The sequence below is a fragment of the Anaerobacillus sp. ABD4_527 genome, from assembly GCF_056160805.1.
The window spans coordinates 312,014-330,859 of sequence record NZ_JBSWXZ010000002.1 but is presented as its reverse complement, the minus strand read 5'-3'; the positions used below and the strand labels follow the sequence as shown (position 1 = coordinate 330,859).

The window sequence follows — 18,846 nt, the reverse complement described above, 5'->3', positions numbered from 1 at the left end:
TAAAAACCTCCTCTTAGACAGACGAAAGAAACAAAAGAAATGTTTCACTTTTCGGCAATTAATTCACATCACCCAAATAGACGGGTCTTCCCTCATTTTCCCGAAGGTCTATGACCTGTTCGATTAACGCTTTAGGATAGACTCTCGTTTTAATTAGCTGTTCCAATTCAACCCATTCTAAACCGACTTGATGAGGATCTGGATTAGTTGGTAATCTCCCTTCATCTATAAGGTCACATGCAAAATAAAATTCAATCTGGTGAACCTCCGAATCAAATGCAGCATGCTCATGGTTCTTGCCAATGTATTCCCTTATGAAAACAAGGTCTCCCACCTTTACTTTATAGCCTGTCTCTTCTAGGCACTCTCTTACCACAGTTTCAGGAAATGTTTCTCCATGATCCTGTCCACCGCCTGGAAAGAGATAAAAGTAACCCTCATCATCTCTGTTTTTCGTTAACAATACCTTATCTTCTTTTAAAACTAAGGCTTTCACTGAATTTCTAATGCTCATGTCACTTCCCCCAATAATGTTTATTTAAGAAGGAGTCCACTGAAACAAAGTTGAATAAAACAGTTACAATAGGAAAGGAGGTAACCCTTAATGTCTAGTTTCATCTCTCATATTGCTACTGTCGAAATACCTGTCAGCAACCTTCAATCGTCTATTTCATTTTATCAGGAAATATTAGGCGTCCATATTCATTTTCAAGGTGAACGAAATGCCATGCTGACGTTCAATCAACAAGGAGTTCCAACGATCTTTTTGGTCGAAACGGAGTCAACGGAAAAACTCTCTTTTCAAAACTCACATACAGAAGTCGTACATAGCATCATCGATTTTTACACGCACGACTTAGAAGGCTTTTACAACTGGTTGAAGGAGAAAGAAATCGAAGTGGGTCCTTACAACGTGAATCCTGATAACGGATTTGGCGGGTTCGGTTTTAAAGACCCAGACGGGAATTTACTTAGTGCTACAAACGTTCTTCATCCTGGGCAATAACAAAACAATCCCCGGCCTGGGGATTGTTCTCATTTCATCATTTCCTTTAATTCACTGGCCGAGCTTTCGTTCGCTTCGATCGGTCCATCCGCTTTTACAGAAGGCAGAATGTAGTTTTCTAAAAGTGGATCAACGTCCATCCCACTTGAAGTTTGCACAACCAAGAGATTTAAGTCTGGCACCATTACGAGGTACTGTCCATAAAGTCCCATCCCTCTGTATGTGTTATGACCATTCACTTCTTTTAACCAGAAGTAATAGCCATAGTCATCACCATCAAAATTCCCTCCGGTCGAAACGTGCGCTTTCGTACTTTCTTCTACCCATCCTTCAGGAAACAGTCGCTCACCTTCCCATTCGCCATCGTTCAAGTACAAATAACCAAGTCTCGCCATGTCACGAGGAGTCATTGAGACCCCAGTACCTCCGAAAGACGTGCCTGAACGATCCATTGGCCATTCAACGTTCTCGATTCCAAGTGGCTCGAATAAACTCTCTTCTGCAAAGTCAGCTAGTCGTTTCCCTGTTGCTTCTTGTACAACACGTGAAACAACTCTTGCATCACCTGTGCTGTAGTTCCATTCGTCTATGTTTTCACGTAGAGGCCGATTCATGATGTAAATTGCAGGGTCATTACCTTTCATAAACGCTTCCCATGTTTCCGATTCATAGAAACCTTTTTGCGTTTGCTCTGGAAAATCGAGTCCAGAGCTCATCGTCAAAAAGTGCTTGATCCTCACGTTTTCTTTATGAGCGTTCAATGATTCGATGTGTTCTTTCGGTATGTACGTCAGCACTTTGTCCTCTACACTGTTCAGTGCTCCTTGTTGAATCGCCACTCCTGTAAGGGCAGATGTTAAGCTTTTCGTTACTGAATAAATCGGATGCGGCTTAACTTGATCAAACTCCCCACCATAGTCTTCAGCTACGATGTACCCATCTCTAATGATGAGAAACCCTTCCATCGGAATGTCTTTTGAATCAACATGCTCAAACATCTCCACTAGCTTAGATGAATCCATACCTACACTTTCAGCTGAAGTTGTACGCCACTCTTCAGTTGGCCAATACGAATCAACAGGTTCTGATTGATTCCTTGAGCTTTCTTCCCCTACTTCTACAGAATTTGAGTTCGAACATCCTGCTAAAAGTAAGCAGAACCCTATAAGCCAAAAGTAAAACGACCTTTTTGTAACTCTTACCATTCGCATCCCTCCTCTTAGCCTTTACCTTCTCCTCATGATCCTCCTTTCCTTCCGACACATAAAAAAGACACCCCGTAAAAGGGTGTCTTCATAAATAGATTAAAACGTTTGTGCTGCATCCTTCGCACGCGCAATCCCGTTTTCTTTAATTTCTTCAGCTTTTTCAGGCATCAATGCATGTCCTTCGATATACACGTGCTCAAGTGTTGGCACACCGTAGAACTGCATCATTACACCAAGGTAGCGATGACCCATTTCCATCTCAGCCGCTGGACCTTCTGAGTAGATTCCGCCGCGAGCTTGAATGTGCATTGCTTTTTTGTCTGTTAGAAGACCAACAGGGCCTTCAGCCGTATATTTAAACGATTTACCAGCAACGGATACCGCATCGATATACGCTTTTAGTACCGGTGGGAAGAAGAAGTTCCAGAACGGCGTAACGAATACATATTTGTCTGCATCGATAAACTGTTCACATAGCTCTGAAAGACGGTTTACCTTTGACTTTTCTTCCTCTGAAAGCTCTTCGAACCCGCTTCCTTTTTGAAGCTTACCCCATCCGCTGAATACATCAGCGTCAATTTGAGGAATGTGCTCTTTATATAAATCCATGTGGATGATTTCGTGATCAGAGTTTACTTCTTTGTATTGGTCGATAAAAGCCTTTCCAGCTGCCATGCTGTAAGAATACGTCTCATCATGTGGATGAGCTGTGATGTACAATACTTTCGTCATGTTTAACTTCCTTTCTGTTTTTCTTTAAGGCTCGCTATTAGTATGTGTTAATAGGATTACTCCCAATCCCTCGAGCTAAAGAGTTTTTAATTAAGATATCTTGAAACTAAGATAATAATAGTATAAAGGAATTAAAGAATCAACTAATTTGATTCACTCATATAAAAAAGGTGAGAATCTCTTAACGATTTAAGAAATTCTCACCTTTATATCAGAAATCACGCTTTTCGATACGCACGTCGTTCAGCGTAGGAAACGCATTTATAACAAACGGGTTTACGGTTATCTTCTTCGTCCAAATAGTACTGAGGGCGGACCGGTTTTTGTTTACAGATCATGCATTTCTCTAAACCGAACATTTTTCGAAAGAAGCTCTTCATATGATCAGCTCTCTTCTTAAGATGATAAAACCTTACTCTATAGTATACATCCCTATGTGGTTTAAGTGCGAAAATGTAGCTCATCACCACAAACGAGAGAGCATCCGCAGCTTATTTCTTCTCAGACTTTCCACTTTACAAACCTTATACAATCCAACCGTTCTTGATCCACCATGAAGGGATCTGGATGTTAAAACCACTTTTCCGTAAATGAGAGAGTTATTTTATTTTCTCGTATGTCATAGTAAATGACATAAACCTTATGTAAAAGGAAGCTTCTGCAGGAAACGTTCTTTTAGAAGGTTTAATGAAGAAGCAAAGTATTATTTCAAGCTTAATAGTTAAACTGAAGAGATCAGGCACGTATCCGCACCCTATTGAGGTTTCCTTTGATACAAGCCCTTGTTTATTCAAGAGGGGTCTAACTCGATCGTTGTAATTGGTTCTTCAATCTTTAGTCTCGGACGATTTTTACTCCTCTGACAGCTCTGCAATCAACAACGAAAACATTATCTCTATTGTCATATTCCTTTAAAGTGACAAGGCAATTTTTTTCATCCAGACATGCAAATGTATATTGTTGATCTTCAAAATACTCGTCATCTCCGAGAATGATGAAAACTTTTGTTCCGACATCAAGGTTTTTAAATTGTTTGCATGCGCATCCTGTGCATTTCATTGATCCCATATACTCTTTACAATCACAGCCCATTATAAATTATCCTCCTTTATGAATAAGAATTTAATGATTTCAATTAACCCAATTCACTTTCAGAATTTTCTCTTTCTACTTGAACACCAACAATTGCCCGACAGTCTACGTATACGATATTGTCTTCTTGAATTCGTTCTAATGTAATACAGCATTTTTGGGAATCGAAACAAATAAATCTAAATCTTTCATTTTCAAAGAATTCGTCCGTGTTATCTATAGCGAATTGAATAATTGTTCCTGTTTCAAGGCATCTTAGAAATTTACAGATGGGTGTATCACATTTTTTATCTCTTTTCATGAATGTTCCTCCTTCCACCCGAAATGTAGTAACGACTAATTATTCACAACGATTTCAATCGCAATCAGTTCATGACAGTTAATCAATACTGCATTATCATCAGATTGGTCAATCAATGTGACACAACACGATATTTCATCAAAGCAAACGAAGGTAAATTCTCTATCATTTTCGAAAAAGTCTTCTAAGAAAGCGATTCTTAACACCGTTCCTTGTTCCAGTTTTTTAAAGACGTCACAAATGCAGCCCTCGCATACTTGCTTCTTATTTTTGCAATTTTCATTCCCAAACAGACCTTCACCCACAACCATTCCTCCTTTACTCAGTATTTGCCAGTTTTACTTCACTATATGGAATGTCCCTTGGTTTGGTATAGACAAGTATCCAAAACAGGTGAGGTTTCTTCAAATGCAAACAAAAAACACCCATACGCGAAGCGAATCATCGTAATGGGTGTTAAAATAAAGCCATTCTTTTATTCTTTTGTAAACATAAATGAAAAGTTAATGGAGTGTTCAAACTTATAAGTAAGGGTATATTAGATTTATAAATGATATGTACCATCTTGAGAAAGATGAGATAGTGATAAATTAACGAATTTTTTTAAATGACCAATTTCAATCTAGAATTTGATTTGAGAGAACTAGGGTACAAGACTGCCTAATTCTTGACTGCATTTCAATGTTTTTGTCCATGACATGCAATTAATTTGAGCGGCTACTAACATTTGTGTTCTAATGTAAAGATTAGAATTGTACATTATCTTACAAAAGCAACATGAAATTAGATTTTTCTAAAGTTCTTACGATTCGACAGAAATAGCATCTGACTACATAATGAACGACATTCATTTAATCCTAATCGTGGTAAAGAGGAGATTAAAGAAAAATAAATGGAGAAAAAGAATGGACTTCATACGGGTCCATTAGTGTACATATGGGATGAAGAAGCCTCTACTTTACGACCAAAATTAGTATCAAACCTCCCGACATAATCAGACACTATACCATAACTGTTTTCTTTTCGTATGAAATTCTCAACTTCACATGTTTAAAATTCTGGTAAAATCACAAAAAAAACATGACGTGCGGAAGTCCACACGTCATGCTTTACGTTCTATGCCTTCTTTGGCTTTTTCTGAAACTTGCTCAACATTTCGTACACAACCGGTACAATCAGTAGTGTAAGGAGCGTCGAGCTCGCAAGACCACCAATAACGGTAAGTCCAAGACCTTTACTGATGATCGAGCCACCTTCAAAACCGAGTGCGAGTGGTAGCAGCGCACCGATCGTTGCCAGAGCTGTCATCAAGATCGGACGTAAGCGCGTCATGCCTGCATCGAGCAATGATTCACGCGTTGAGTATCCTTCTTTTTCTTTCTGGATAACGCGGTCGATCAAGACGATCCCGTTCGTAACAACGATTCCGATCAGCATCAGTGCACCGATCATAGCGGATATACTCAATGTTTCTCCACCAACTAGCAGCCCTAGAACTGCTCCGATAATCGTGAACGGTAAGGAGAACAGGATTGCGAATGGCGCAAGTGCTCCTCCGAAGAAAATGACGAGCACAACATAGACGATTGCAATCGCCGCAAGCATCGCAAGACCTAGCTGACTGAACGATTCATTGATATCTTCTGTAACCCCGCCGATCGAAATGTCGATCGTATCAGGATGGTCGATCTTTTCCAACTCCTCGTTTACAGAAGCAGAGACTGATCCGATATCATCCGTTGTTGCTTTCGCTGAAACGCTGCCGTACACTTTTCCATCACGTCGCGTGATCGTGTCTTCTGTTGTTCCTTCTTCAACTGTAAACAGCTCGTTGATTGGAACAGATACACCCATTGGAGACTGAATTTCCTTATCTGTTAAGTCTTCAAAGGTTTCGTAATCGTCTTTCTCTACTTCAATGAAGACTTGAAGTTCTTCTCCATCTTCTTTTACCGTCGTAATTTCTGAACGCTGCCCGTTCTGACCGAGCTCCATACCGACTTGACCGGCGGTTAGCCCTAGCTGACTGAGCTTCTCTTGATCTGCAACTAGCGTGTATTCTTCATACGACTCTGCGAGACTGGATTCGGCTTCATTTAGATCATCTTGATCATTGAGGACGTCTTCCACCTCTTCTACATATGGCTTAATATCATCCATCGTATCACCAAATACTTGAACCTGGATATCGTTACTAGAACCTGTAGAAGAGAATTCCTGGTTGTTCCATTCCCCTTTGTCCGTCATGTTTTTCAAATCTTTGATCACTTGTTCTTTTTCTTCCGTGAAGTTCTCCGTATCATCCGCATACATCACGAAGAATGCCGCCTGATTCGATGCACCAGGATTCATCGGATTTTCTCCACCAACAGAATATTGAATGATCTCAACATCGTCTCGACCTTCAAAATACTTCTCTGCTTCAAGTGCGATCGACTCGACATCTTCAAGCGTTTGTCCAGGTGCAGGACTGAACGTCGGCATCACCATCTTCTCTTCTTCACCTGGTAAAAAGCTAACGCCAACGAGCGGAATCATCGCGATACTCCCTACAAGGACACCGATTGCAACGATCGAAGAGATGATCTTATGATTTAGAACACTGTTTAAAATCGAACGGTACCACGTAGCGAGCTTCCCTGGACCATCCTTATGGCTTTTCATTGCCTGTTCTTTATTTAAAAGCGAGTGCGACATCATCGGTACGATTGTAACCGCAACGATTAATGAAGCGAGTAGTGCAAATACTACCGTCAATGCGAATGGCAGGAACACTTGACCTACGACACCTTCAACGAGGCCGAGCGGTAGGAAAACCGCGATCGTCACGATCGTTGATGATAGGATCGGCATGAACATTTCCTTCGTCGCGGATCGAATCAGTTCCTTACCTTCTAACTTCTCTTCTTTTAATGACATCCGCCTGTATATGTTCTCAACGACAACAATCGAGTCATCGACAACACGTCCGATCGCAACGGTCATCGCACCGAGCGTCATGATGTTAAGCGTGATTCCCATTTGATTCAATACGAGTAACGCGATGAATAGAGATAGCGGGATCGATACGACCGAAATCAACGTTGTTCGAATGTTACGCAGGAACAACAGAATGACGATGATCGCAAACAGTCCGCCGAACAATGCTTTGTTCAACATCGTACTTACGGATTCTTCGATCGGCTCGCCTTGGTCGAACGTAAAGATGAAGTCGATACCGTCTAGTTCATCTTCAAACTCAGCAGCTTGTTCCTTCACTTGATCGACAACGTCGACCGTATTCGCTTCTTGCGATTTGATTATTTGAACCGTAATCGATTCTTCCCCGTTCGTACGTGAAATCGACTCGGCTTCTGCAACGATTTCAAAATCAGCAATCTCACCTAACGCAACGGTTGGAATGCCTTGCTGTGCTTGAACAGCTTCAGCACCTCCCTGAGCTCCTTGACCTGACGGCGTTCCAGGAGCACCTTGTTGCGGAGCGGTTCCTTGCGGCGCACTCTGCGATGGAATCATTGGCATTTGGAGTTTTTCTAAATCATCGATCGTTGTGATGTTTCCATCGATCACAACGGATTTCTGTGTATCATCAAACGTGTATAGTCCAAGCGGGAACGTCACTTTTGAACCTTTGATCAAATTCGTAACCGTTTCTTGGTCCATGCCTCGTTCAGAGAGCGCTTCGTCATCAAACTGAAGCTGAACTTCTCTCACTTCTTGACCAGCAACCTGAACATCGCCAACACCATCTAACCCTTCGAGTGCAGGTGCGATCGTATCTTCAACAGTCGAAGTGAGCTCAGCAAGATCACCATTTTCATTCGTAACACTCATACTGATAACAGGGAACGCATTAAAGTTCACTCGCGACACATCAGGCGTCTCAGCGCCATCAGGTAACGCTACTTCATTTACTGCTTCTTGAAGTTCGTCCTCTGCTTCATCTAAATCTTTGCTAAAATTATATTCGAGCTGTAAACTCGAAGCATTTTGGAACGAGCTTGAACTTACGGATTTCATTCCGCTTAAATTCTGCACTTTCTGCTCGATCGGTTCTGATATTTCATCAGCCACCTCTGCAGGTGTCGCACCTGGATACACGGTCGTAACCGTGATGATCGGTGGATCGATATTTGGAATCGTTTCTAATTTCATATTCAATCCGGAATATAGACCAGCAGCTGTAATGATGATGGTCATAAGCCAGACAGCAAATTTATTATTCATCGAAAAATTTATAATCTTGCTCATACGTTCTCTCCTTCCCCTTTTTGACCAAGTAGTCATTCTGTTATAAAATATACATGACCACTTGGTCATAGGTCAAGGAAGAAATGTTCATTAACGTGATAGAAGGTGGTCAATATATGGAACCAAAAAAAATAATGATTATAGAGAATGCCATCAAGCTTTTTGCGAAAAAAGGATTCAGCGCAACGTCTGTTCAAGAGATCGCAAAGGAATGCGATATCTCGAAAGGCGCATTCTACCTTCACTTTAAATCGAAAGACGAATTGCTATTTGAAGTCCTCATGTACTATTGGAACAGAATGCAGCGTAAAGTGAATGAAGTCGCAACCGAGCCGATGTCTCCTAAGGAAAAGTTTACGTATCAGCTTAAAGTTTATATGGAAGAAATCGCCGATCACCGCGAGTTCATTATCATGCAATTCCGCGAGCAGGCGATTCCGTTCAACGAGTCGATCGAAGAACTCATCAGAAAGATGCGCTTCAACTCGTACCTTTTTTACAAAAATCATCTGCTCGCGATCTATGGGAAAGACTGCGAACCATACGTGTGGGAAGCGAGTCTCGCTGTTCAGAGCTTGATGAAAAACTACATCGACCTCATCATTCTCGATAATATTGAATTCAATTATTACGAAGTGGCAGCTGCGGTCACGAGAAAAACCGACTATTTGATGACCGGATTTTCACAAAGTAGTGACCAACCAGTCATAACAGAGGAAGTCATCGAACAGATCATGCCTGAAGGATTTAATCTGCATGACCTCGAAGAAATTAAAAATGTGCTCACACTCATTTTAGAAAAAGAAAGTGATGAGAATCTGATTGATACCGCAACGATCCTTTTAGATGAGCTAGCGAGAACATCCCCAAGACAAGCGGTCATAAAGGGCATGGCGTCCAATCTCGATAAATACGATCGCTACTTGGATTTCGCATCACGTTTACGAAACTACTTTCTATAACGTAACGAAGGGGGTTTAGTTATGATCTCGATCAAGGACCTTACGCGCCAGTTTTCAAATGGAAAAGGGATTTTCGATGTGTCGTTCGATGTAAAAAAAGGCGAGGTATTCGGCTTCCTCGGTCCAAACGGTTCCGGAAAGTCGACCACGATCAGACACCTGATGGGTTATATGAAGCCGCAAAAAGGAAGCGCGACAGTGTTCGAGTACGATGCGTGGAGCGAGCAGGCAAAAGCGCGTGAGCATGTTGGCTACTTACCGGGGGAAATCGCCTTTTTAGACGGTATGAAGGGGACAGAATTCCTCGACATGATCGCAGGAATGCAGGGAAATCAGGTTAATCAAAAGCGAGAGGAATTGATCCGTCGCCTCCAGTTCGATCCGAAAACCCCTATTCGTAAGATGTCTAAAGGCATGAAGCAAAAAGTTGGGATCGTAGCGACGTTCATGCACGACCCAGACATCTACATCCTCGATGAGCCAACATCTGGACTCGATCCTTTAATGCAGCGCGTCTTCGTCGAGCTTGTGCTTGAAGAAAAGGAAAAAGGGAAAACGTTCCTCATGTCATCTCACAGCTTTTCAGAAATCGAACGAACGTGTGACCGAGCCGCCATCATTAAGGACGGCCGAATCGTCACCGTGAAGGATATCCATGAGCTTCAGTCGATGCAGCGAAAATTATTCGACATTACCTTCTTCAACCCTGAAGATGTAGAAGCGGTGAAATCTTCTACTCTATCAATTGAGAAGACGGATGGAAACATGGTACGGATTGAGGTGCAAGGAAACTATGACGCGTTTTTCAAAGAGCTCGCAAACTATCCTATTAAAAACGTAAGCGCTGCAAACCAGAGCCTCGAGCAGATTTTCATGGACTATTACAATGCTGAGGAGGTGAACGGATGAGCGCTTCACTCTATAAACAGATGATGAAATCAAACTTAAAAAGCATCATGAGCTTCGGCATCGCTTCTGCTGTCTACGTCATCTTGATGACCTCTCTCTTTCCGATGATTTCCGACAACATCGATAAAATTCAAGAGCTAACAGCGATTTATCCTGAAAGCTTGAAGAATGCGTTCGGGCTCGAATCGTTCGGCACCTACGGGGAGTTCATCTCAGCAGAGTACTATGGGCTATTCTTTTTATTCATCTTAGGAATCTTCAGCGTGATGACCGCGATTCAACTGATCGCAAAGTTAGTCGACCGAGGATCGATGGCTTACTTACTTTCTACCAAAGTATCCCGCGCTGAGGTCGCAATCACGCAAATCGCCGTTCTCATCACTGGCCTCGTTATCATTATCTTTCTGAATTTTGCAGGCGGGTTTGCCGCTGGAGAACTCCTGATCGACGACCAGTATGCGATCGGCATGGGCGACTTTTTCCAGATCAACTTTGTAGGGTTCTTACTTTTCTTTGCGGTAGGAGGCTACTCCATCCTCATCTCTTCCCTTTTTAACGATGAGAAAATGGCGTTTGCAGCAGCGGGCGGGGTAACGTTTTTATTCTACGCATTAGATATGGCGGGTAAGATCGTTCCAGACTTAGATTGGCTACGGAACCTTACACTCTTCTCCCTCTTTGAACCAGCGAAGATTGCGAACGGCGATGTGAACGTCGCGTTCGTCTCTTTCACCCTCTTCGGATTAGGATTACTCGCATACGTCGCAACCGTGTTCGTGTTTCGAAAACGAAATTTACCTTTGTAGGTGTATAAAGAAAGAGCTTGGAGGCGATGCTTCCAAGCTCTTTCCATTATCACTTCGAACACGTGGAGATAACCATTGATGCGTCCTGCTTCATAAATATACCACTTCCATGATGAAACGTTTTGATTTCATTCGATCGAATACCAACCTCACAAAGCTTCTTCTTGAGCGCTAGCGAAAAACTGTTATGCACCTCCGGATGATTGATCTTCTCATTTTTGTCAAAATCGACGATGATTGGTTGTTGTGTAAGTGTATTCTCACTTTGTTTACAACGACATCCGCAAGTTCCTTCCGTTCTTCCGTATCGTAACGCTTCGCAAATTGTTTAAAAACGTTCCCTTCCATAGTTGATCCTCCTAGTGTCATGCGTATTGCTAACCATTATTTCAAATAACTCTTTCTACTTCTGAGGGACTTTTGTCATGAATCTTTACGACTACACAAACGTAAGTCTCGCCTTTCTCTAGCTATTGTAATAATTACCAAACGAAGTCCGATCGCGTCTCTGTTTAGTCCTCTCCCTGCTAGGTTTAATGCCACCCCCGAAAACACGTGTAAACATTACTAGGTCTTTTTACACAGAAACCTTTATATCTCGTCATGACACTCTAAACGCTCCTTTATTTTTACTTAACAATTTTTCGATAGATTGATAGTGAACCATCACTACTAAAGGAGCTGTTTTACTTGAGAAAATTAATCACGATCACCGTAACTGCCATGGTTGCTTTCGGTCTTTTCATTCAGCCTACTGGGAATGCATTTGCTGAGGAAGACTCAGATACTCTTACCATAGCTCATCGCGGAGCATCGGGGTATGCTCCTGAAAATACAATGGCTGCATTGGATAAATCAGTAGACATGGAAGCTGAACTTTTTGAAATCGATGTTCAGCTAAGTAAAGACGGGGAAATCGTTGTAATTCACGATACAACCGTCGATCGCACAACAAACGGCTCAGGTGCTGTAAAAAACATGACGCTCCAAGAGCTTAAAGCACTTGATGCTGGAAGCTGGTTCGGTGAAGCATTCACAGGTGAAACGATCCCGACATTAGGCGAGGTGCTCGATAAATACCGTGGTAAGTCAGGTATCTTAATTGAAGTAAAATCGCCAGCTCTATACCCTGGAATTGAACAAAAGATTGCTGATGAACTTAAGCAAAGGAACATGCATAAAGCAAACAGCAACGTGATCGTTCAGTCATTCGACCACCGTTCAGTACGGATGTTTCATGAGATCCTCCCCTCCGTTCCTGTCGGCGTGCTCATCAACGATCCCATTCAGCTGAACGAAGTGAGTTTAGAGCAATTCTCAAGCTACGCAGATTACGTTAACCCTAATAAAGACTACGTGGATAAAGAGCTCGTTACGAAGATCCATAACCTAAATATGCAGATCACCCCATGGACAGCAAGAGACCGTGAATCAGTACAAGCCCTCAAAGAAGCCGGAGTAGATGGCATCATCACTGACTACCCTGATTACGTAGAGTAAGTAAGGTGCCTGTCACCACTCACATCTTGTCGAATAAATTGCTTGCTGCTCTGTTTACTTTGTAATGGAAATGGGAACCAATAGAGGAAAAGGAAGGAGTTGTTAAATATGAGTAAGAATACTTCTTTATTACTTGCGATTGGACTAGCTGCCGGCACGCTGCTTGCGGGCTGTGGAGATAATTCTGCTGGGCAAGAAGACGGTAATACGAATACCTCAGAAGAGCCCTCTATGAATGATGATGCGGTAACGGAGGATAGTTCAGGTCAAGGTGGTGCTGGAGACAGCAACACTGCTGGTGAAGGCAGTGAGGTTGACCTCCAAACGGGTGTCGATCAAGTTCTTTCTGACCTTGACTCCCTTAGCACAGTAGTAGAAGAATCACCTGATGATGTTGCGAAGATGAACGAACTTGGAAATCAGATCGACTCTCACTGGGATCTTTTCGAAGAGAAGCTTGAAAAGGAATATCCAGATGAATATAAGGATATAGAAAGCGACCTTTACCCATTGATCGACGAAACAAAGAAAGACGAGCCCGACGTTGAGAAAGTGAAAGAGCTGTTAGATGCAACAAAAACGAAGATCACTTCTTTTAAAGACAACTTGACGATGGAATAACGAATAAAAAAGCTGTCCTCCTCGCTCGGAGAACAGCTTTTTATAATACGTTATCTTTCTTACGAACAGTAGCATTCTCTGCACAATTAAAACAATACAGTTCCTTATCCTCACCTACTACCCCATCCAAAAATCCATCTCTACAAAAGAGCTCTTTCCCGCACTCGTTACATGTTCCTACAGGTTCATGCATGCGAATCCTCCTATGCTTATTTCTCCCAGAGCTCAATGCGCCTGCCGTCTGGGTCATCAATCCATATGAACGAACCATATTCACTCTTCTCAAGGTCTTTAACTAGCGTAACTCCGACCGCATCCAGATGTTTCATAGAATCTTCAATGTTCTCAACCTGGAAGTTCAGCATGACTTGCTGATCCATCGGAAAATACTGATCGTCTTCAGTAAAGAAGGAAAAGATCGTTTCATTTCCTTCTTGTGGCGTAATGACGGTCCCATTCCAGGACTCCATTTCGATTCCGAGTACTTCCTTGTACCATTTCGAAAGTGCAACAATGTCACGTGACCGCCAAAACACCCCACCAAACCCTTTGATCCTCATCTCATCACCTCTATAATAGAATGGTTCTCTCTTACTAAAGGCTTCGCTTCGTATACGGATACTCCTTTTTAAGAACACAAAAACCAAGCTCCTCAGTCCGTAAGCTGAGGAGCTTGAAATGTATCTTAATAAAGTTTTCCGTGTCGATAAAGTGTATTTGATAGTTTCATCACTGAGTGCATATAGCAATTCTGGCGAAGTGGGAACGGGTCGTTAAAGAATTGTGGAAACACTTGATCCATCGTTTCTTTCATTTTCTTAAGAAGCATCGTGTTCACTTCTTCTTCGCTGTAGAACTGTGTATCACGTCCCTGTAACCATTCCAAATACGAAACGATTACACCACCTGCGTTCGCAAGAATATCTGGAACGATCAGGACACCATTCTGGCTCAAATAATCATCTGCTTTCATCGTGATCGGACCGTTCGCACCTTCAATAATCAAACGCGCTTTTACTTTCTCCATATTATCTTCGTGGATTTGATCTTCAAGAGCTGCAAGAATCAATACATCTGTCTCAAGATAAAGCACATCTTCACGGTCTCGAATATCTGCTTCAATGCCGTTCTGACTTAACGCCTCATCTGATGTCGGCAAGTCACCATCGTTCTCTGATGTGTATTTTACAAGAGCATTGATATCAAGCCCTTCCGAATGATAAAGCGTCACATTCCGATCGCTCACCGCAACAACCTTCGTCTTAATGTAGTTACAGTTATAAGCTTCGAGCGCTGCAACAGAACCAACATTACCAAAGCCTTGAATTCCAACTGTTAAATCGCGTTTGTAATGCGTCATAGCTGTTTTCGCAAATAAGTTCTCGTTCTTCTCAAACCAATCTTTGTTGTCGTTAATAAAATCGTGCATCATATAACGGAATGTGTAATACACCCCTTTACCAGTCGCTTCTCTTCGACCGAGAGAACCGCCGTTCAAATGACTTTTACCTGTAAAACTCCCACGGTACGGCTGCCCTGGATGAATACTTTTGAACTCACCCATCATCCAGTCCATTTCTCGCTCACCAGTCCCTACGTCTGGTGCTGGAATATCTTTGTCTGGTCCAAGGATATCACTGAAATAGTGAACATATTTCTTTGAAATGGTATGTAATTCCTTTTCAGAGTACTCTCTTGGATTGATGACTACGCCGCCTTTTCCTCCACCGAACGGGACTTCGTGAAGCGCATTCTTAAGCGTCATCAATGTTGCAAGGTTAACGACCTCATCCTCATCGACCGATTCATGGAAGCGCACACCGCCTTTATAAGGACCAAGCGCGTTGTTATGTTGTACCCGGAATGCAGGAATGCGTAAGATCTTTCCATTTTCCATCGGTACTCGTAGAAATGATTTCTGAATTTGGTTTGGTGTGGAAAGAATTGCTTCAAGAGAATCAAAAGCAAGCTCTCTCTCTTCCCCACTAAAATTCGGCATAAATGAGTCATCTTGTAATAATGCATCTAATGATTCTTGTACAACTGCTCCATATTTACTAGCCAATGTTCATCACCCCTCCAATTTACCTATTCAATTAGTAGTTACCCTACTGTAAAACGTTCAAACGGTGGATCGTGCCTGTCACCACCCGGGATTTGTAATTTTCCGGAAAAAAGCACAAATGATTCTCTATATAAGCCGGTCTTATACCTTATTTAGTTGTATCAGGATTAGTTTTGACTAGTCTTATTGAAAATAATCTTTGATTTGGAAGGGTTGAAATTTTAGCAAGAGGAGAGGTGAATTTCTTGTAATATGGTTGGGAAGTGAAAAGTTAATTTTTTTTTGGAATGTATTCTAGCATTGGGGCTTTTTAAAGAAGACAGGTGGTTAATCCTCTAGTACGAGGGCTGTCTTCTCTATTACGTCAGCCATAACAACTAACGGGGAGTATTGTTGCAGAACGCGATAACCCTCTAATTCGAGGTCTTCCATTTCTACGATCCCATTCGAGTTCCTCAAAAGTATCCAAACAAAAAAGCTGTGTTAATCCTCTAAAACGAGGTCTTCCATTTCTACTGCGTTACCGGGGCTGATGTTTCTACTCGCTGTGGTGGTGTGTTAATCCTCTAAAACGAGGTCTTCCATTTCTACCTTATCGCTAATGGGAGTACGTCTAAACTAGGCAGGTCTGTGTTAATCCTCTAAAACGAGGTCTTCCATTTCTACTGCTACTATTTTGAGCCCTACTCTCCCAAGCGATCCAGGAGCCATTTTACATGTGGTCTATTTTCCGGTTTATCGGAACTCCACATTATGTTAACTAGACAATTTGAGTACATTAGTTTTTTTTGCAATCTCTTAATTTCTCTCGATTACTCTATTTTCCTTCATTTTGTTTCATCACTCTAAAGCAACATGGTGAGGACTTATTTTCACTATTATTCTCACCATGTCTCGTTAATGTGTACCAGTATTAATTCAGAGTATCTTAATTTCTTTTTGGCAGCATTCTGTTCTTATCACTTAAATCTCCAGCTAAAGGAAGCGTCAAATTCTTTCCTTTTTTGTTTTTGGATAGCCAATTAAACTGCGGATATATAATATCGCTCTGAAGGAATGGGTTCAGGTTGCACTTAAGGTCCTTGATATTCTCTAGTTCCTCAAAACTATCTTTATCATATAAGTTCTCCATCTCAGCTTTGAAAACTTCTTTATATTCATTTTTAAATTCTAAATGATCAACATAGGCAGTAACTTTACTTAAACTCAAATAATCATCGATAAGAGTTTCTTTGGAATCAGTTAATACTAACGAAATTATTTAAGATGATACACTTCCCATGCCAACCATCCCAAATGGCTTTCCGTACCCGACATGGTGTTTCAAGTGATTTTCAAGCTCTAGTAGCACTCTTAAAATATTAAAATTTGTTATCCATTATCTTAAGGATCACATCATTTATCTCATCATATATGTTTTTAGTTAATAATTCTTCATCTTTAAATATTCCATTAAATATCGACCTTAAATTATTGAATAATGTTTTTTGAAAATCTTCACATTCACATTCAAACCTTTTATTTTTAATCATGGCTTCGTACAATTTTCTTTCAGATACTCCTCCAAATCCATGTGCAATTGGAGATTGATTTCGCATAGAAGCAAGAGTATCAAATGCCTTTATGTTTCCTAAAGTGTCTTCTATATCTAAATGACCTTTATTTATGTAATATTCGATAATAGAAGTTATTGTTAACCGCGTTAAAGGTCTTTCATAATCAATTCCGGTATTACTACCAACCTTATAATTTTGAAGATAGTTTAATAGTTCGGGATTTTCTTTTAGCCAATTCAAATCTAAAAACTTCCCTTGGACCAATGGAACCTGAAGAATTTGATTTAAAATTTGCTTAAGTCCTTCTTCTGAAAATCGAAATAACCGGCCTGAAAAATCTATGAATTGACCACGTTGATATAAGACCCACATATTCCAATATAGTTCTGCCATATACCTATCAACATTACGTTCAGAGAGTACTGACAGTTCGTATATTTGCTTTTGTAACTTTTGAGTATTTGATCTGTTTTCAGGAGAGTAATCTATTAAGTGGTTAATAGTTTCTTCAGCCTTAACAAAATCAAAAGACATCCTACTATGTGAGAAAGTAAGTAAATCTGAAAGCAAGTCATAGTTATTTTGATTTTGAAATTCAGATTTATGGTTTTTCAAATGTACTAATGCAGCATAATAATCATAAACTTTTATATTATCTTTTAGAGTATTAAGTACATTTTCTTTTATTAGGAGTTTACCAAACTGTATTTTTGCAGGGAAATTAGACTGATTAGATAAATATATTATATCTGCAGCTTTACCTAAATTTTTTACACTATGGAATAAAATCATATTATTCATCGCTGGCGTTCCACTAGTTATTGAAATAAAAGCGGTGTTAATATCTTGATTTGAAATCTTCTTTATAGCTTGATTATAATAATTATTCATCAAATCCAAATCAGCAGGATTTTCCTTGATTAATAAAATTTTCGGCTTGCTTAATTGTGATAAACACTTTTTCCACTCTTTCACGTTTCGAAGATCCATTAAATATTTTTGAAGTATCTTCGCGATAAAAACGGTATCTGTATAGTGCATTAACTCTTGATCTGTTGCAAAAAGTATTATCTCTTGTATGTCTATTTTATCTTGATCTCTTACGCGCATAAGTATTCTTTCGATAATTGGAAAGTTAATATATTGTTTATAATTTTCATAGTTATTATATACATACTCACTTAGATCTCTGAACTTTAATTTTGTATAGGAAAGGTTTTCATTAATAATTTCACCTGAGATTTCTACTTGTTCACTGAAATTCAAGTCACGATTACCTATGTTGAAGAATACAATATTTTTCAATTTGTTATCCCCTCTTTTATCAGCCGGTTACTTCGGTTATTTGTCCTGTAAATTTGTAAATCAACAGGCTTTCTCCACACATATCCATTCTCATCTTTAACTGCGTAGGACACTAAGGGAAAGGCTGACGTGAGTGCATGTAGTTTGACCATGATAATTTGTGCCAAACTTGACATTCCTGGGAGAACAAAAACAAATGGCTTACCACTGGTAATCTCCTCTTTTATTGCAGGATCAATCCTGTCTATTAACTTATCTACTTCATCTTCTAACTTAAACAAATTATGAATATTCCCAGGAGGTATATCAATTATTACTTTGTTTTCTAGCCAGTTATCTTCTGAATAAACCATTTTGTTTCCAGAGAAATTTATTACATAACTAGCTGCTATTTCATGCTTTGATTCCAAGAGCTTAATTTTTTCCTTGTAATATTTTTTCAAACTCATATATCGAAATATTTGATAAAAAATTGTTACTAATCCTATAATTGAAACGATATTACTAATATAATAGAATATTAATTTCATAA

The 18,846-nt window shown here is 40.4% G+C and carries 20 protein-coding genes; 6 read left to right on the top strand and 14 right to left on the bottom strand.

Annotation, left to right across the window (positions count from 1 at the left end; all coding sequences use genetic code 11):
• Window positions 1-58: 58 nt before the first annotated feature.
• Window positions 59-514, bottom strand: a complete 456-nt coding sequence (locus ACXAHI_RS13875; protein ID WP_474848767.1) for an NUDIX domain-containing protein — start codon at window positions 512-514, stop codon at window positions 59-61.
• A gap of 90 nt (window positions 515-604) precedes the next feature.
• Between ACXAHI_RS13875 and ACXAHI_RS13870 the strand changes: the two genes are divergently transcribed.
• Window positions 605-1,006 carry a VOC family protein gene (locus ACXAHI_RS13870; RefSeq protein WP_474848765.1) on the top strand — a complete coding sequence of 134 codons (402 nt, stop codon included), beginning with the start codon at window positions 605-607 and terminating at the stop codon, window positions 1,004-1,006.
• Window positions 1,007-1,035: 29 nt separating this feature from the next.
• On the opposite strand, the gene ACXAHI_RS13865 is transcribed toward ACXAHI_RS13870, so the two are convergent.
• From ACXAHI_RS13865 to ACXAHI_RS13840, 6 genes are all read right to left on the bottom strand, one after another.
• On the bottom strand, window positions 1,036-2,211 hold the full coding sequence (locus ACXAHI_RS13865) for a serine hydrolase domain-containing protein (protein ID WP_474848763.1): 1,176 nt from the start codon (window positions 2,209-2,211) through the stop codon (window positions 1,036-1,038).
• A 99-nt stretch (window positions 2,212-2,310) separates the two neighbouring features.
• A complete protein-coding gene (locus tag ACXAHI_RS13860) occupies window positions 2,311-2,946 on the bottom strand; it encodes an FMN-dependent NADH-azoreductase (RefSeq protein ID WP_474848761.1) in 636 nt (211 codons plus the stop codon).
• A gap of 834 nt (window positions 2,947-3,780) precedes the next feature.
• Window positions 3,781-4,038 carry a hypothetical protein gene (locus ACXAHI_RS13855; protein ID WP_474848759.1) on the bottom strand — a complete coding sequence of 86 codons (258 nt, stop codon included), beginning with the start codon at window positions 4,036-4,038 and terminating at the stop codon, window positions 3,781-3,783.
• A gap of 43 nt (window positions 4,039-4,081) precedes the next feature.
• Window positions 4,082-4,339 carry a hypothetical protein gene (locus ACXAHI_RS13850; protein ID WP_474848757.1) on the bottom strand — a complete coding sequence of 86 codons (258 nt, stop codon included), beginning with the start codon at window positions 4,337-4,339 and terminating at the stop codon, window positions 4,082-4,084.
• Window positions 4,340-4,374: 35 nt separating this feature from the next.
• On the bottom strand, window positions 4,375-4,644 hold the full coding sequence (locus ACXAHI_RS13845; RefSeq protein ID WP_474848755.1) for a hypothetical protein: 270 nt from the start codon (window positions 4,642-4,644) through the stop codon (window positions 4,375-4,377).
• 811 nt (window positions 4,645-5,455) lie between these two features.
• On the bottom strand, window positions 5,456-8,590 hold the full coding sequence (locus ACXAHI_RS13840) for an efflux RND transporter permease subunit (protein ID WP_474848753.1): 3,135 nt from the start codon (window positions 8,588-8,590) through the stop codon (window positions 5,456-5,458).
• 116 nt (window positions 8,591-8,706) lie between these two features.
• On the opposite strand from ACXAHI_RS13840, the gene ACXAHI_RS13835 reads away from it, so the two are divergent.
• From ACXAHI_RS13835 to ACXAHI_RS13825, 3 genes are read left to right on the top strand one after another with little or no spacing between them, the layout of a single operon-like run.
• Window positions 8,707-9,552, top strand: a complete 846-nt coding sequence (locus ACXAHI_RS13835; protein WP_474848751.1) for a TetR/AcrR family transcriptional regulator — start codon at window positions 8,707-8,709, stop codon at window positions 9,550-9,552.
• Between the two features lie 21 nt (window positions 9,553-9,573).
• Window positions 9,574-10,461 (top strand): ABC transporter ATP-binding protein, encoded by an 888-nt coding sequence (locus tag ACXAHI_RS13830; protein ID WP_474848749.1) that lies wholly within the window; start codon window positions 9,574-9,576, stop codon window positions 10,459-10,461.
• Window positions 10,458-11,267: an ABC transporter permease subunit gene (locus ACXAHI_RS13825; protein WP_474848747.1), complete on the top strand. Its 810-nt coding sequence runs from the start codon at window positions 10,458-10,460 to the stop codon at window positions 11,265-11,267. The genes ACXAHI_RS13830 and ACXAHI_RS13825 overlap by 4 nt, the downstream gene beginning before the upstream one ends.
• A gap of 171 nt (window positions 11,268-11,438) precedes the next feature.
• Here the strand turns inward: ACXAHI_RS13825 and ACXAHI_RS13820 are convergent, their stop codons facing one another.
• Window positions 11,439-11,615 (bottom strand): hypothetical protein, encoded by a 177-nt coding sequence (locus ACXAHI_RS13820; protein WP_474848745.1) that lies wholly within the window; start codon window positions 11,613-11,615, stop codon window positions 11,439-11,441.
• Window positions 11,616-11,957: 342 nt separating this feature from the next.
• Here ACXAHI_RS13820 and ACXAHI_RS13815 point away from each other — a divergent pair, with 342 nt between their 5' ends.
• Both ACXAHI_RS13815 and ACXAHI_RS13810 read left to right on the top strand, forming a co-directional pair.
• Window positions 11,958-12,767 (top strand): glycerophosphodiester phosphodiesterase, encoded by an 810-nt coding sequence (locus ACXAHI_RS13815; RefSeq protein WP_474848743.1) that lies wholly within the window; start codon window positions 11,958-11,960, stop codon window positions 12,765-12,767.
• Between the two features lie 108 nt (window positions 12,768-12,875).
• On the top strand, window positions 12,876-13,388 hold the full coding sequence (locus ACXAHI_RS13810; RefSeq protein WP_474848741.1) for a hypothetical protein: 513 nt from the start codon (window positions 12,876-12,878) through the stop codon (window positions 13,386-13,388).
• 40 nt (window positions 13,389-13,428) lie between these two features.
• On the opposite strand, the gene ACXAHI_RS13805 is transcribed toward ACXAHI_RS13810, so the two are convergent.
• The 6 genes from ACXAHI_RS13805 to csx15 all read right to left on the bottom strand — a co-directional run bounded on the left by ACXAHI_RS13805 (window position 13,429) and on the right by csx15 (window position 18,844).
• Complete coding sequence (locus tag ACXAHI_RS13805) at window positions 13,429-13,581, bottom strand: hypothetical protein (protein ID WP_474848739.1); 153 nt, start codon at window positions 13,579-13,581, stop codon at window positions 13,429-13,431.
• Window positions 13,582-13,597: 16 nt separating this feature from the next.
• Window positions 13,598-13,948: a VOC family protein gene (locus ACXAHI_RS13800; protein ID WP_474848737.1), complete on the bottom strand. Its 351-nt coding sequence runs from the start codon at window positions 13,946-13,948 to the stop codon at window positions 13,598-13,600.
• 125 nt (window positions 13,949-14,073) lie between these two features.
• The gene (locus ACXAHI_RS13795) at window positions 14,074-15,453 is read right to left on the bottom strand and encodes a Glu/Leu/Phe/Val family dehydrogenase (RefSeq protein ID WP_474848735.1); all 1,380 of its coding nucleotides are present in this window, start codon (window positions 15,451-15,453) and stop codon (window positions 14,074-14,076) included.
• Between the two features lie 928 nt (window positions 15,454-16,381).
• Window positions 16,382-16,663, bottom strand: a complete 282-nt coding sequence (locus ACXAHI_RS13790) for a hypothetical protein (protein WP_474848733.1) — start codon at window positions 16,661-16,663, stop codon at window positions 16,382-16,384.
• A gap of 151 nt (window positions 16,664-16,814) precedes the next feature.
• Window positions 16,815-18,314, bottom strand: coding sequence for a hypothetical protein (locus ACXAHI_RS13785; protein ID WP_474848731.1), 1,500 nt, complete (start codon window positions 18,312-18,314; stop codon window positions 16,815-16,817).
• A complete protein-coding gene (csx15, locus tag ACXAHI_RS13780) occupies window positions 18,311-18,844 on the bottom strand; it encodes a CRISPR-associated protein Csx15 (RefSeq protein ID WP_474848729.1) in 534 nt (177 codons plus the stop codon). The genes ACXAHI_RS13785 and csx15 overlap by 4 nt, the downstream gene beginning before the upstream one ends.
• Window positions 18,845-18,846: the final 2 nt, after the last annotated feature.

What these genes read in the sequence shown, in the direction of transcription:
- ACXAHI_RS13875 (WP_474848767.1), bottom strand. Translation starts at nt 514, where the DNA reads ATGAGCATTAGAAATTCAGTGAAAGCCTTAGTTTTAAAAGAAGATAAG.
- ACXAHI_RS13870 (WP_474848765.1), top strand. Translation starts at nt 605, where the DNA reads ATGTCTAGTTTCATCTCTCATATTGCTACTGTCGAAATACCTGTCAGC.
- ACXAHI_RS13865 (WP_474848763.1), bottom strand. Translation starts at nt 2,211, where the DNA reads ATGGTAAGAGTTACAAAAAGGTCGTTTTACTTTTGGCTTATAGGGTTC.
- ACXAHI_RS13860 (WP_474848761.1), bottom strand. Translation starts at nt 2,946, where the DNA reads ATGACGAAAGTATTGTACATCACAGCTCATCCACATGATGAGACGTAT.
- ACXAHI_RS13855 (WP_474848759.1), bottom strand. Translation starts at nt 4,038, where the DNA reads ATGGGCTGTGATTGTAAAGAGTATATGGGATCAATGAAATGCACAGGA.
- ACXAHI_RS13850 (WP_474848757.1), bottom strand. Translation starts at nt 4,339, where the DNA reads ATGAAAAGAGATAAAAAATGTGATACACCCATCTGTAAATTTCTAAGA.
- ACXAHI_RS13840 (WP_474848753.1), bottom strand. Translation starts at nt 8,590, where the DNA reads ATGAGCAAGATTATAAATTTTTCGATGAATAATAAATTTGCTGTCTGG.
- ACXAHI_RS13835 (WP_474848751.1), top strand. Translation starts at nt 8,707, where the DNA reads ATGGAACCAAAAAAAATAATGATTATAGAGAATGCCATCAAGCTTTTT.
- ACXAHI_RS13830 (WP_474848749.1), top strand. Translation starts at nt 9,574, where the DNA reads ATGATCTCGATCAAGGACCTTACGCGCCAGTTTTCAAATGGAAAAGGG.
- ACXAHI_RS13825 (WP_474848747.1), top strand. Translation starts at nt 10,458, where the DNA reads ATGAGCGCTTCACTCTATAAACAGATGATGAAATCAAACTTAAAAAGC.
- ACXAHI_RS13820 (WP_474848745.1), bottom strand. Translation starts at nt 11,615, where the DNA reads ATGGAAGGGAACGTTTTTAAACAATTTGCGAAGCGTTACGATACGGAA.
- ACXAHI_RS13810 (WP_474848741.1), top strand. Translation starts at nt 12,876, where the DNA reads ATGAGTAAGAATACTTCTTTATTACTTGCGATTGGACTAGCTGCCGGC.
- ACXAHI_RS13805 (WP_474848739.1), bottom strand. Translation starts at nt 13,581, where the DNA reads ATGCATGAACCTGTAGGAACATGTAACGAGTGCGGGAAAGAGCTCTTT.
- ACXAHI_RS13800 (WP_474848737.1), bottom strand. Translation starts at nt 13,948, where the DNA reads ATGAGGATCAAAGGGTTTGGTGGGGTGTTTTGGCGGTCACGTGACATT.
- csx15 (WP_474848729.1), bottom strand. Translation starts at nt 18,844, where the DNA reads ATGAAATTAATATTCTATTATATTAGTAATATCGTTTCAATTATAGGA.